We start from the raw sequence: 11,684 nt of genomic DNA, 5'->3' as shown, positions 1-11,684 counted from the left end.
CCCGCGCGGCCCGGGCCAGCAGCAGCACCCGCAGCCCGGCTGCGGTGCGCGCCTCCACCCGGTCGGCGACGGCGTCCGGGTCGTCCAGGTGCGGTGCGAGCGCGTCCGGGGCGCCGAGCACGAACGCCTCCCCGCCGGTGGTGACCTGCCCGGACCAGCGCAGCGACGAGGTGAACGCGACCTCGTCGCGCAGCTCCCACGGCGTTCCGGGCAGCGCCGCGGCGAGCGCGGCGGAGGTGAGGTTCGGGTCGGACACCGTCGCCGCGAACCGCGCGAGCACCGGCCCCGGGTCGGTCCCGTCGAGCGGGTCGAGCCCGTCCAGGCGCAGCGCGCCGGTGGTCAGGGTGCCGGTCTTGTCGGTGGAGACGACGTCGACGTGGGTGACCGCCTCCACCGCGTTGACCTGCTGCACCAGGGCGCCGCGCCCGGCCAGCCGGGCCGCGCCGCGGGTGTAGGCGACGGCGATCAGGAAGAACAGGCCGTAGGGGACCAGCCCGGACAGCACCGCGGTGATCTGCACGACCCGCAGCAGCGAGAACCCCTCCAGGAACGCCTGGGCCAGGATCGCGCCGCTCATCAGCACGACCAGCACCATGGTCAGCCGGACGACGAAGTCGATGCGCCGCTGCAGCGGTGTCGCCTCGGTGGTGTCCGCGCGGGCCTGCAGCGTCAGCCGGCCGGCGTAGCTGTCGGCGCCGACGGCGGTCGCGCGCTGGCGGGCGGTGCCCGCGACGCAGTGGCTGCCCGAGCGCAGCAGGTCGCCGGGGGTCCTGACGACCGGGTCGGACTCGCCGGTGAGCAGCGACTCGTCGGCCTCGGCCCGCCCGGTCAGCACCGGCCCGTCGACGACGACCTGCTCGCCCGCCCGCACCACCAGCACGTCCCCGGAGACGACGTCGGCGGCCGGCACCCGCTGCTCGGAACCGTCCCGCACGACGGTGACCTCCGCGGCGTCGAGCAGCTGCAGCCGGTCCAGCTTCCGCTTGGCCCGCATCTCCTGCACCGCCCCGACGACGGCGTTGACCAGGCCGAGCCCGACGCTGGTCAGGGCGTCGCCGTAGCGGCCCAGCACCAGCAGGACCAGGCCGATCGCGAACAGGATCGTGTTGTAGGAGGAGAAGACGTTGGTACGCAGGATCCGCCCGTAGCCGCGCGTCCCCGCGGTGACCGGCGCGTTCGCCCGGCCCGCCCGGCGCGCCGCGGCGACCTGCGCCGCACTCAGCCCCTCGTCGGCCGCCGCCTCCACGATCCCGGCCGCCACGCCGTCCCCTCCCCGCCGTCGGTCCCGTGCGTGGCGATCATGGCAGGCCCCGATGTGTGCCGACTGTGCGTGGGCTGAGGGCTCACCAGCGTTCCAGGCCCCCGCGCTTGACGAGCTGGGCGGCGATCACGTTGCGCTGGATCTCGTTGGTGCCCTCCCCGACGATCATCAGTGGGGCGTCGCGGAAGTACCGCTCGACGTCGAACTCGGTCGAGTAGCCGTAGCCGCCGTGGATACGCACCGCGTCGAGGGCGACCTCCATCGCGGTCTCGGAGGCGAACAGCTTCGCCATGCCCGCCTCCATGTCGCACCGTTGTCCGGACTCGTACCTCCGGGCGGCGTGCAGGATCAGGCTCCGTGCGGCGGTGATCTTCGTGGCCATGTCGGCGAGGTGGTTGCCGACCGACTGGTGCTGCCAGATCGGCTTGCCGAACGACTCGCGTTCCTGGGCGTAGGCCAGGGAGTCGGCGAGGGCGGCGTCGGCGACGCCGAGTGCGCGCGCGGCGACCTGGATCCGGCCGGTCTCCAGGCCCTTCATCATCTGGGCGAAGCCGTGTCCGGGCTCGCCGCCGAGCACCGCGTCGGCGGGGACGGCCATGTCGGTGAACACCAGCTCGCAGGACTCGACGCCCTTGTAGCCGAGCTTGGGCAGGTCCTTGGACACGGTCAGGCCCGGTCCGTGCTCGACGAGCAGCACCGAGATGCCGCGGTGGCGCGGCTCGGCCGCCGGGTCGGTCTTGCACAGCAGCGCGATCAGCCCCGAGCGCCGCGAGTTGGTGATCCACGTCTTGGCCCCGTTCACCACCCAGCCGTCGTCGGTGCGACGGGCATGGGTCGTCATCGCCTGCAGGTCCGAGCCGCCGCCGGGCTCGGTCAGGGCCATCGTCGCGCGCAGCTCACCGGTCGCCATCCGCGGCAGGTAGCGGTCCTGCTGCTCGCGGGTGCCGAAGGCGACCAGCAGTTTCGCGACGACGGTGTGCCCGCCCATCGCGCCGGCCAGGCTCATCCAGCCACGGGCCAGCTCGGCGGTGACCAGGGCGTAGCAGGGCATCGACACCGGGGCCTCGCCCCACGGCTCGGGGACGGCGAGCCCGAAGATCCCGAGCTGCTTCATCTGCTCGATGAGCTTCTCGGGATAGGTGTTCGCGTGCTCCAGTTCCCGCACCACCGGGCGGACGTCTCGGTCGACGAAGTCGCGCACCGTCTCCACGACGGCCTGTTCCTCGGTGGTCAGTTCACCCGTGCCCGCTCCCATGTGTGTGAGCATCGGTCATCGGCGGGGCCGGCGCGAGAGCGGGAGACCCGTCGTGCGCGACGGAACATCGGCGGTGCCCGCACCGTTGTAGCCGTCGAGACCCGACACAGGGAGGTTCAAGCCTGATGACCGAGACCGCGATCCTCGCCGGTGGGTGCTTCTGGGGTGTCCAGGAGCTGCTCCGCGAGCGCCCGGGCGTCGTGTCCACCCGGGTCGGCTACTCCGGCGACCCGAACACCCCGAACGCGACCTACCGGCGCCACGGCGACCACGCCGAGGCCGTCGAGATCGTCTTCGACCCGGAGCGGATCTCCTACCGCGAGATCCTGGAGTTCTTCTTCCAGATCCACGACCCGTCGACGAAGGACCGGCAGGGCAACGACATCGGCCGCAGCTACCGCTCCGCGATCTTCTACACGAGCGAGGAGCAGAAGGCGGTCGCCCTGGACACCATCGCCGACGTCGACGCGTCCGGGCTCTGGCCGGGCCGCGCGAGCACCGACGTGGAGCCGGCCGGTGACTTCTGGGAGGCCGAGCCGGAGCACCAGGACTACCTGCAGAAGTTCCCCTACGGCTACACCTGCCACTTCCCGCGCCCCAACTGGGTGCTGCCGCGGCGGGCGGCCAGCACGAGCTGACCTGTAGCGACACCGCTCACGAGCGGGTCAGGACGACCACCGGGCGGCCCGGTGACCTCCCGGACGATCTCCGGGTCGTCACCGGGCCGTCGGTGTCTGCGCCGGACGGGGCTAACGGCGGTGCCACGGACGGCGAGGTCGCGGTGGACGGACGCGGGGTCGCCCGCGTCGCTCCTCCGCGCAGATCGGACCCCGCCGATGACCTACCCGCAGCACCCGTCGGACCCGCGCCGGCTCCACCCCGCCGGCCCGCAGCCGGTCGGACCCCCGTCCTCCGGTGACGTCGGGTACGGCGCCCCGACCGGCCGCGTTGCTCCAGGACCGCAGCCGTACCCGGCCCCCGTTCCGTACAGCGGCCCTGGCACGGGGCTGGACCCGTGGCGCCCCGGCGAGCTCGCGGCGCCGCCGCATGCCCCGGTCGGGCTGGCGATGAAGCGCCGCAACCCGGTCGCGGTGTGGCTCGGCCTGCCGCTGATCACCCTCGGCATCTACGGGCTCGTCTGGTACTACAGGATCCACCGCGAGATGGCGGAGTTCGACCCGCGCCGCCAGGTGCCCGTCGCCGGGCCGCTGCTGGTGCTGCTGTTCCTGGGCTGGACGGTCGTGGCGCCGCTCGTGTCGTTCTACAACACGGGGCAGCGGATCGCCGACAGCCAGCGCTCCGCGGGCCTGCCCGTCACCTGCAGCCCGGTCGTCGGGCTGCTGCTGTGCTTCGTGTTCGGCCTGCAGACCCTCTACTACCAGACCGAGCTGAACCGGGTCGTCGACGCCTACCGGGCGCCCGAGGGCACCAGGATCGTCCTCCCGGGCTGACCCGCGGACCGGGTCGGTGCAGCTCAGACGCGGCCGTGGGCCTCCGCGCGGTGCCTGCGCTCCACCGACCCGTTCACGACCTGCACCTTGTCCCCGACCTGCAGGGTGTCGAAGAACCGCTTCGCGTCGCGGGCGCCGAGCTTGACGCACCCCGCCGACTCGCGGCTGAGGTCGCCGCCGTGGAAGGCGATCCCACCGTCGGCGAAGAACACCGACCACGGCATCCGCGCCGGGCGGCCGTCCGGGCCGGGGAACTCGCCGCTGCGGTGGTCGGCCTCCTTGCGGTACACCCGGAACGAGTGCCCGACGGGGGTGGCCTTCCCCTCGCCCCCGGTGGTGACCCGGAACGGTCCGCCGGTGACCTTCCCGTCGCGGACCAGCCACGCCTGCCGCGTCTCGAGGTCCACGCACGCCCGCACCGACGCCGCGCACGGGGTCCCGGGGGCGGCGGGCTCGGCGTGCGCCTGCTTCGCGACCCGGCTCTGCTCCGGGTCGGCGGTGGCGATCGCGGTGCCACCCAGCCCCACCCCGGCCACGAGCACGAGCCCGGTCACCAGAACGCCACGACGGCGACGGAGCCGCTCGGTCCGGGACATGCCCACCTCCACGTCACAGATCACCCACCCGGGTGACATCGGGGCAGACGCCCGTCCGGGTGCCGCGGTTGCCCGGGCGAGCCCCGTGGCGGCGAGTGGGCTGCGGTGCACGGCGAACGGGTGGAGGGCGGGCCCGGCGGCGGATCGCTGCGCGGCCGACCGCCCGGGTACGGGAGGGGACCGCACGGCGTCCGAGGGCGTGATCTCCGTCCCGCAGGGATGTCACGGGGCGATAACGGGGGTAGTCCTCGGTGATCGCCTCCTCACCCGCGGTGGTGGGGAGGACCCGTCGTGACCGACCCCAGGAGGAACGATGCGCGCAGCCGACCGGCCGGGCTCCGAGCCGGGACCCGCTGACCGGCTCCGTCGTCGGGCGTCCCGTCGCGAGGACCTGCTCGCCGTGCTGCTCGGGCTGCTGGCCGCCTGCGGGCTGGTCGTGGCGTGGCTCGCCGGTGCCGCGGCCCACGGGTCGGTCCTGGAACGGGGCGCGGTCGAGGCCCGCCAGCGCGTGCCGGTCGCCGCGACGGTCACCGCGCGGGCGAGCGCGGTGGGTGACCTGCAGACCGGCCAGCAGTCGCTCACGCTGAGCTGGACCGGCCCCGACGGGCAGCCGCACTCCGGCGGCAGCACGCTGCCCGGCCTCTACGACGTCGGCGACCGGGTGCCGGCCTGGGTCGGCACCGACGGCCGGCTGGCGCCGCCGCCGTCGACCCCCGCCGACGCCGTCACGGTCGCCGTCGCGGCCGGGTTCATCACCGCCGTGATGTGGGCCGCCGTGGTGTGGGTCGCCGGGCGGCTGGTCTTCGCCTGGAACGGGCGCGCGTTCGCCCGTGCCTGGGAGGAGGACTGGGCGGCTGTCGAGCCCGGGTGGTCGGGCCGTCGCACCCCCTGATCCGGGCGCCCGGGCCGGACCGGGGTCAGAACCTCAGCCGGCGCACCCGCTCGGGGTGGACCACCAGCCGCACCTGGTCCTCGGCGAGGATCGCCGCGAGGTCCGCGGCGCGCGCGGGGTCGTCGAGGTCCCAGTAGCGCTGCGCCAGCCGCTGCGCCAGCGCGTGTGCCCCGTCGGTCTCGACGGTCGTGGAGCCGTCGACCGCGATCCAGCGCTCGCGTTCCCCGACCGGCGCGGCGACGACGAGCGAGGCCCGCGGGTCCGCCCGCCTGCGGCGGATGTGCAGCGACTCCGGTCCGGTGAACAGCTGCACGGTGCCGTCGTCGGTCGCCTCGAACCAGACCGGGCGGGGTTGCGGCGGCACCGGGCCGCCCGCGACGCTCAGGAAACCGTGCAGCGGGCGGGCGAGGAAGACGCGGTCGTCGTCGGTGAGTGCGGTGCGGCTGTCGGTGCTGGGCATGGGTCCACGACACCACCCCAGCGCGGACGACGACATGGGTGAGACGCCGGAACTCCTGTCCGTTCGTCTAATCTCGGTGCGGTGGACCCCTTCGGTGACCTCGTCCGCGGGCTGCGGTCGTACGGCTCGCTGTTCGGCAGCACCACCCTGACCCCGCCCTGGTCGCTGCACTTCGTCGACGGCGCACCGCTGACCCTGTGCGCGATGCTCACCGGCGCGGGGTGGATCCTCGTCCCCGGTGCCGACCCGGTGCGGCTGGCCGCGGGGGAGACCGCCGTCGTGCGCGGCCCGGCCGGTTTCCACGTGGTCGACGAGGTCGGCACCCCGGCCGAGCCGATCGTCTGCGGCGTGGACTGCGCGACGCCCGAGCAGGGCGGCACCCGCCACCGGCTCGGCTGGCACGACCCGGCGCCGGCGCCGGGCAGCGACGCGAGCACCCTGATCACCGGGGCCTCTCCGGCCGGGGGCGAGGTCGGCGCCCGGCTGCTCGACGCGCTCCCTCCGGTGCTGCGGGTCGGTGCCGGGGGCAGCGGGGACACGGTGCTCGACCATGTCGCCGCCGAGGTCGCCGTCGACGCCCCCGGCCGGCAGGTGGTGCTCGACCGGCTCCTGGACTGGCTGCTGGTCTGCACCCTCCGCGAGTGGTTCGACCGGCCCGACGAAGGCCGACCGCGGTGGTGGACGGCCCAGCACGACCCGGTGGTCGGGCGGGCGCTGCGGCTGCTGCACGCCGACCCCGCGGCGGCCTGGACCGTCGCCGGGCTCGCCGCCGCCACCGGTGTGTCCCGGGCGACGCTGGCCAAGCGGTTCAGCGACCGGGTGGGCGAGCCGCCGCTGACCTACCTCACCGGCTGGCGGATGACCCTGGCGGCGGACCTGCTCCTCGCCGAGCCCGGCGCGACGCTGGCCGGGATCGCGCGCCGGGTCGGGTACGCCGACCCGTTCGGCTTCAGCGCGGCCTTCACCCGGGTCCGCGGCGTCACCCCGAGCGCGTTCCGCCGGGGTGAGCGGCAGGGCGGACGGCACGGTGACCGGATGGGTACTCCGGACGGGGTGAGCGGCTAGCCTGCGGCGCCGTGACGACCCCGCCGACGGTCCGGCTGGCCAACCTCGACCTCAACCTGCTCGTCTCCCTGCGCGAGCTGCTGCGCGAACGCAATGTCACGCGCGCCGCCGCCCGCATCGGCATCTCCCAGCCCGCCGCCAGTGCGGCCCTGTCCCGGCTGCGCCGCCACTTCGACGACGACCTGCTGTCCCGCCACCCCGGCGGCTACGTCCTCACCCCGCTCGCCGCCCAGCTCGTCGAGCAGGTCGAGGGCGTCTGCTCGGCCGCCGAGCGGCTGTTCGGCACCGGCCACGGCTTCGACCCGTCGAGCGCCCGGCGCGGGTTCACCCTGCTCGTCGCCGACTACACCGTCGCCGTGCTCGGGCCCGCGCTGTCCGCGGCGGCGGCCCGGCGCGCCCCCGGCATCGAGCTGCGGCTGCGGCTGGTCCGCGAGTCGTTCTCCGCCGACATCGGCGAGACGATCCGGCTCATCGACGGCCTCATCGCCCCGCCCGCCGCCCGCTTCGAACGGCCCGAGCTGCGCTCCACCGCCCTGTTCGACGACCGCTGGGTCTGCGTCGTCGACGCCGACAACCCGGTGGCCGCCGGGCCGGACCCGACCCTGGACCTCGACGAGCTCGCCGCGATGCCCTGGGTGGTGCCGTTCGCCCCGGACCGCGGCATGTCGGCGGCCGCGCCGATGACCCGCCAGCTCGCCCGGCTCGGCGTCGAACCCGACATCAAGGTGCGGGTGGAGAGCTACCTGTCGGTGCCCTACCTGGTCGCCGGGACCGACCGCGTCGCGCTGCTGCAGGAGCGGCTCGCCCGCCAGGTCGCCGACCGCCTCGGGCTGGTCGTGCTGCCCTGCCCGGGCGATCCCGGACCGATCCGCGAGCGCCTCTGGTGGCACACCGACCTCGACCCGGACCCGGCCCACCGGTGGCTCCGTGAACTCATCGTCGAGCTGTCGGCCACCCTGTAGAGCTGCGACTATTCGTCCGGTCGATGGTCCGGCAGGCGAACGTTCTATTTCCGGGGCGGCGCGCGCCGTTCCTAGTGTGTGAGCCATGCCTCACCCGCTGACGCCCCTGCCGGTCCACGCCGTGATCCGGGACGCCCCACTGCGCGCCGGCGACCCGGCCGAGCACGCGGTGACCGCCGACGTCTGCATCGTCGGCTCCGGCATCGCCGGGCTCTCCGCCGCCGTCGAGTCCGCCCGCCTCGGCCGCGACGTCGTCCTCGTCGACGCCGGCCCCGTCCTCGGCGGGCAGATGGTCAACTCGCTGATCGGGCTGTTCTGCGGGGTCTACGGCAACGGCCCCGAGTTCCGGCAGCTGACCCACGGCCTGTTCGACTCCCTGTTCCCCGACCTCGAGGCCGGCGGCGACCTGTTCCGCCGTACCGGCCACACCCTCACCGTCGGCTACGACGAGGTGCGCCTCGGCCGCTGGGTCGAGGACACCGTCCGTGCCCACGGCATCCGGGTCCTCACCAACGCCACCCTCACCGGCGTCGAGCGTGACGGCGACCGTGTCCTCGGCGCCCGCTTCGCCACCCGCTACGGCGCGGTCGACGTCACCGCGGCCGGGTTCGTCGACGCCAGCGGCGACGCCGCGCTCGCCTGGGCCGCGGGCCTGGAGTGCCGCCTGCCCGACCGGGAGATCTACGGCAGCCAGCAGCTCGTCGTCGAGCACCTGGACACCGGTGCCGCGCCGGAGCCCGGCGAGCTCGCCGCCCGGGTCGCGGCCAAGGCCGACCAGTACGGCCTGCTCCGTCGCGACGGCCTCGCCTTCTACTTCCCCGGCCGCGACACCGCGGTGCTCAACATGACCCACATCGAGGCGCCGCTGGACCCGATCGCCGCCGCCGAGGCCCAGCTGGAGGGCAAGGCCCAGGCCGACCGGGTCGTCGAGTTCCTGCGCGCGGAGTTCCCCGAGGTGTTCGGCAAGGCCACGGTGCGCTCCTACGGGCTGCCCGGCCGCCGCCAGACCCGCTGGATCGCCGCCGTCCACCAGCTCACCGTCGACGAGGTCCGCGCCGGGACCCGCTTCGACGACGCCGTCGCCCGCACGGCCTGGCCGATCGAGCTGCACGACAGCCCCGACGGCTACGTCTGGGAGACCTTCGACGCCGACCACCTGCACTACGTGCCGCTGCGCTCGATGCTGCCGCCCGCCGCGTCGAACCTGGTCGCCGCGGGCCGTTGCATCGACGGGGACGCCGCGGCGCTGTCGAGTGTGCGCGTCATGGGGCCGTGCGCGGCGATGGGCCACGCCGCCGCGCACGCCCTGGACCTCGCCGGACCGCAGGGCAGCCTGCACGACGTGCCCGCCGACGCCCTGACCGACCGGATCCGGGAGAACGTCGAGGACTGACCCGTCCCACCGCCACCACCACGAGGAGACAGGCAACGATGCCCGGAGGCGCCCCGTGATACTCACCGACGACGACCGCAGGATGCTCGACGGGGCCGAGGGGCCCGCCGTCGCCGCCGCGATGGACCTGCTCACCCGCTACGCCGAGGCACTGGACGCCGAGCGGCTCTGCTCGGTCCGCAACGTGGCCGGGACCGCAACCCAGCCCTCCCCGCTCAAGGCCCGCCTGGTCGCCGAGGGCGGCTGGGACCGCGCGTTCTCGGTGATCAACCTCGACAGCGACACCACCCACGAGATCCCGCCGATGGCGGTGCCCACCTGCCAACTCCAGCAGGGCTTCGGCGCCGACGCGGCCGCCGTCGCGCCCTACCCGGCGCAGTTCGTGGAGCTGCAGGCCGACGCCGAGACCTTCTACGGCCGTCGCGGCGTCTCCATCCTCGCCACCTGCACGCCGTACCAGGTCGGGAACCTCCCGGTCCGCGGCGAGCACTGCGCCTGGATGGAGTCCTCCGCGGTGGTCTACGCCAACTCGGTGCTCGGCGCCCGCACGAACTGCGAGGGCACCGCGTCGACCGGCGCGGCCAGCCTCACCGGGCGCATCCCGTGCTGGGGCAACCACCACGACGAACACCGGCGCGGCACCCACCTGGTCCGGGTCGACACCCCGGTCGGCGGGTTCCTCGACTGGGGCCTGCTCGGCTACTTCACCGGCGACGTCGTGCAGGAGGCCCGCCCCGTCGTCACCGGGGACCTCGCGCTGCCCGACCTCACCGACCTGAAGCACTTCGGCGCCGCGGCCGCGTCCTCCGGCGGGGTCGAGATGTACCACGTCCCCGGCGTCACCCCCGAGGCACCGACCGTCGAGGCCGCGTTCAGCGGCAACCTCCCGGCCGACGCGGTCGTCTACGGCGCCGCCGAGCGGGCCGCCACCTACGCCCGGCTCAACGACCAGGGCACCAGCGCGTGCGTCGACTTCGTCCTGCTCGGCTGCCCGCACGCCTCGCTCGACCAGATCCGCGACGTCGCCCGGCTCCTCGACGGCCGCAGGCTGCACGACGGCACCTCGTTGTGGATCATGGCGCCGCGGGCGCTGGCCGCGGTGGCCGAGCGCAGCGGCTACACCGCCACCATCGAGGCCGCCGGCGCGAAGGTCCTCACCGACTCCTGCCCGGCGATGTCCCGCCTGGCCCCGCCCGGGACCCGGGTGTTCGCCACCGACTCCGCCAAGCAGGCCCACTACCTGCCCGCGATCCTCGGGATCGAGGCGTGGTTCGGCACCACCGAGGACTGCGTGCAGGCCGCGACCACCGGCCGCTGGTCGGGTGAGCTGCGATGACCGCGACGGTCGGGACCGTCCTGCGCGGACGGACCGTGGTGCCCGGCGTGGTCACCGGCGAGGCGCTGGTGTCCCCCGAGACCATCTCCGGCTGGGGCGGCATCGACCCGGCGACCGGCACGATCGTCGAGGCCCGGCACGCCCTGCAGGGCGTCTGCTTCACCGGGAAGATCCTCGTGTTCCCCGGCGCCAAGGGGTCCTCGGGCTGGTCGGCCTTCTTCCAGAGCACCCGGCTCCTCGGCACCGCCCCGCTCGGGATGGTCTTCACGGTCACCACGACGAAGGCCGCGCTCGGCGCCGTCGTCACCCGGGTCCCGGCCCTGGCCGACCTCGACGCCGACCCGGTGCAGGTCCTGCGCACCGGCGACCGCATCCGGCTCGACGCCACCGCGGGCACGGTCGAGCTGCTGGCCAGGGCGGGGGAGGGGACGTGAGGCTCGCCGTGCTGCCCGCCGACGAGCTCGCCCCCGGCGAGCACCGCGTGGTGCGGGTCGGCACCCGCTCGATCGGCGTCTTCCGGGTCGGCGACGACTACTACGCCCTCGCCGACCACTGCCCGCACCAGGGCGGCCCGCTGTGCCGCGGCTCCGTCGCCGGGGCACCGGTGGCGACCGGCCCCTCGGACGTGCGGCTCGACGAGGGCCACGTGCTCGTCGCCTGCCCCTGGCACGGCTGGGAGTACGACGTGCGCACCGGCCGCTCCTACCAGCCCGGCGACGCGCCCGCCCGCAGCCTCCCGGCGTCGGTCGAGCCGGGCCCGCCGGGCATGACACCCGGTCCGTACACCGCCGAGACCTTCGAGGTGACCGTCGAGGACCGCTGGGTGGTCGTCGACACCGGCCGCCGTCCCACCACCGAGGAGGCGTCATGACCAGCACCGCACCCGTCACCGGCCGGGCCCCCGCCCGGCGTCGCGCCCGGACCCCGATCGTCGACGCCGACATCCACCCGGTCGTCACCGCCGACCGGCTCGCGGCCGCGCTGCCCGAGCCCTGGCGGCGCCGGTTCCGGCG

13 protein-coding genes are annotated in these 11,684 nt (G+C 74.8%); 9 read left to right on the top strand and 4 right to left on the bottom strand.

Annotated features, from left to right (window positions below; translation table 11 throughout):
• Both GTW08_RS00975 and GTW08_RS00970 read right to left on the bottom strand, forming a co-directional pair.
• Window positions 1-1,261 (bottom strand): HAD-IC family P-type ATPase (locus GTW08_RS00975; protein WP_346009823.1); only part of this gene is annotated, 1,261 nt, incomplete at its 3' end.
• Between the two features lie 82 nt (window positions 1,262-1,343).
• Entirely contained in the window at window positions 1,344-2,516 is a 1,173-nt protein-coding gene (locus tag GTW08_RS00970) for an acyl-CoA dehydrogenase family protein (RefSeq protein WP_073575070.1), read from the bottom strand.
• 125 nt (window positions 2,517-2,641) lie between these two features.
• On the opposite strand from GTW08_RS00970, the gene msrA reads away from it, so the two are divergent.
• Together msrA and GTW08_RS31355 are read left to right on the top strand one after the other, a co-directional pair.
• Window positions 2,642-3,154 carry a peptide-methionine (S)-S-oxide reductase MsrA gene (gene msrA, locus GTW08_RS00965; RefSeq protein ID WP_073575069.1) on the top strand — a complete coding sequence of 171 codons (513 nt, stop codon included), beginning with the start codon at window positions 2,642-2,644 and terminating at the stop codon, window positions 3,152-3,154.
• Window positions 3,155-3,583: 429 nt separating this feature from the next.
• Complete coding sequence (locus GTW08_RS31355) at window positions 3,584-3,967, top strand: DUF4234 domain-containing protein (RefSeq protein ID WP_073575368.1); 384 nt, start codon at window positions 3,584-3,586, stop codon at window positions 3,965-3,967.
• Between the two features lie 23 nt (window positions 3,968-3,990).
• On the opposite strand, the gene GTW08_RS00955 is transcribed toward GTW08_RS31355, so the two are convergent.
• Window positions 3,991-4,563: a L,D-transpeptidase gene (locus GTW08_RS00955; protein ID WP_073575367.1), complete on the bottom strand. Its 573-nt coding sequence runs from the start codon at window positions 4,561-4,563 to the stop codon at window positions 3,991-3,993.
• A 313-nt stretch (window positions 4,564-4,876) separates the two neighbouring features.
• On the opposite strand from GTW08_RS00955, the gene GTW08_RS00950 reads away from it, so the two are divergent.
• Window positions 4,877-5,455, top strand: coding sequence for a hypothetical protein (locus GTW08_RS00950; protein ID WP_073575068.1), 579 nt, complete (start codon window positions 4,877-4,879; stop codon window positions 5,453-5,455).
• 25 nt (window positions 5,456-5,480) lie between these two features.
• Here GTW08_RS00950 and GTW08_RS00945 read toward each other — a convergent pair whose 3' ends face one another.
• Complete coding sequence (locus GTW08_RS00945; RefSeq protein WP_073575067.1) at window positions 5,481-5,915, bottom strand: pyridoxamine 5'-phosphate oxidase family protein; 435 nt, start codon at window positions 5,913-5,915, stop codon at window positions 5,481-5,483.
• A gap of 81 nt (window positions 5,916-5,996) precedes the next feature.
• Here GTW08_RS00945 and GTW08_RS00940 point away from each other — a divergent pair, with 81 nt between their 5' ends.
• From GTW08_RS00940 to GTW08_RS00915, 6 genes are all read left to right on the top strand, one after another.
• Window positions 5,997-6,980: an AraC family transcriptional regulator gene (locus tag GTW08_RS00940; RefSeq protein ID WP_073575066.1), complete on the top strand. Its 984-nt coding sequence runs from the start codon at window positions 5,997-5,999 to the stop codon at window positions 6,978-6,980.
• Window positions 6,981-6,991: 11 nt separating this feature from the next.
• Window positions 6,992-7,942 carry a LysR family transcriptional regulator gene (locus GTW08_RS00935; RefSeq protein ID WP_073575065.1) on the top strand — a complete coding sequence of 317 codons (951 nt, stop codon included), beginning with the start codon at window positions 6,992-6,994 and terminating at the stop codon, window positions 7,940-7,942.
• An 85-nt stretch (window positions 7,943-8,027) separates the two neighbouring features.
• On the top strand, window positions 8,028-9,335 hold the full coding sequence (locus GTW08_RS00930) for an FAD-dependent oxidoreductase (RefSeq protein ID WP_073575064.1): 1,308 nt from the start codon (window positions 8,028-8,030) through the stop codon (window positions 9,333-9,335).
• A 55-nt stretch (window positions 9,336-9,390) separates the two neighbouring features.
• Window positions 9,391-10,671, top strand: coding sequence for an aconitase X (locus GTW08_RS00925; protein ID WP_073575063.1), 1,281 nt, complete (start codon window positions 9,391-9,393; stop codon window positions 10,669-10,671).
• Window positions 10,668-11,105: an aconitase X swivel domain-containing protein gene (locus tag GTW08_RS00920; RefSeq protein ID WP_062394624.1), complete on the top strand. Its 438-nt coding sequence runs from the start codon at window positions 10,668-10,670 to the stop codon at window positions 11,103-11,105. Before GTW08_RS00925 ends, GTW08_RS00920 begins: the two co-directional genes overlap by 4 nt.
• Entirely contained in the window at window positions 11,102-11,542 is a 441-nt protein-coding gene (locus GTW08_RS00915; RefSeq protein ID WP_073575062.1) for a Rieske (2Fe-2S) protein, read from the top strand. The genes GTW08_RS00920 and GTW08_RS00915 overlap by 4 nt, the downstream gene beginning before the upstream one ends.
• Window positions 11,543-11,684: the final 142 nt, after the last annotated feature.

This window comes from Pseudonocardia sp. SID8383 (assembly GCF_009864975.1).
GTDB classification, from domain to species: Bacteria; Actinomycetota; Actinomycetes; order Mycobacteriales; family Pseudonocardiaceae; genus Pseudonocardia; species Pseudonocardia alni.
This window is presented reverse-complemented; position numbering and strand designations above follow the sequence as displayed.

Coding starts and splice junctions, on each gene's coding strand:
- GTW08_RS00970 (WP_073575070.1), bottom strand. CDS start 2,516: ATGGGAGCGGGCACGGGTGAACTGACCACCGAGGAACAGGCCGTCGTG.
- msrA (WP_073575069.1), top strand. CDS start 2,642: ATGACCGAGACCGCGATCCTCGCCGGTGGGTGCTTCTGGGGTGTCCAG.
- GTW08_RS31355 (WP_073575368.1), top strand. CDS start 3,584: ATGAAGCGCCGCAACCCGGTCGCGGTGTGGCTCGGCCTGCCGCTGATC.
- GTW08_RS00955 (WP_073575367.1), bottom strand. CDS start 4,563: ATGTCCCGGACCGAGCGGCTCCGTCGCCGTCGTGGCGTTCTGGTGACC.
- GTW08_RS00950 (WP_073575068.1), top strand. CDS start 4,877: ATGCGCGCAGCCGACCGGCCGGGCTCCGAGCCGGGACCCGCTGACCGG.
- GTW08_RS00945 (WP_073575067.1), bottom strand. CDS start 5,915: ATGCCCAGCACCGACAGCCGCACCGCACTCACCGACGACGACCGCGTC.
- GTW08_RS00930 (WP_073575064.1), top strand. CDS start 8,028: ATGCCTCACCCGCTGACGCCCCTGCCGGTCCACGCCGTGATCCGGGAC.
- GTW08_RS00920 (WP_062394624.1), top strand. CDS start 10,668: ATGACCGCGACGGTCGGGACCGTCCTGCGCGGACGGACCGTGGTGCCC.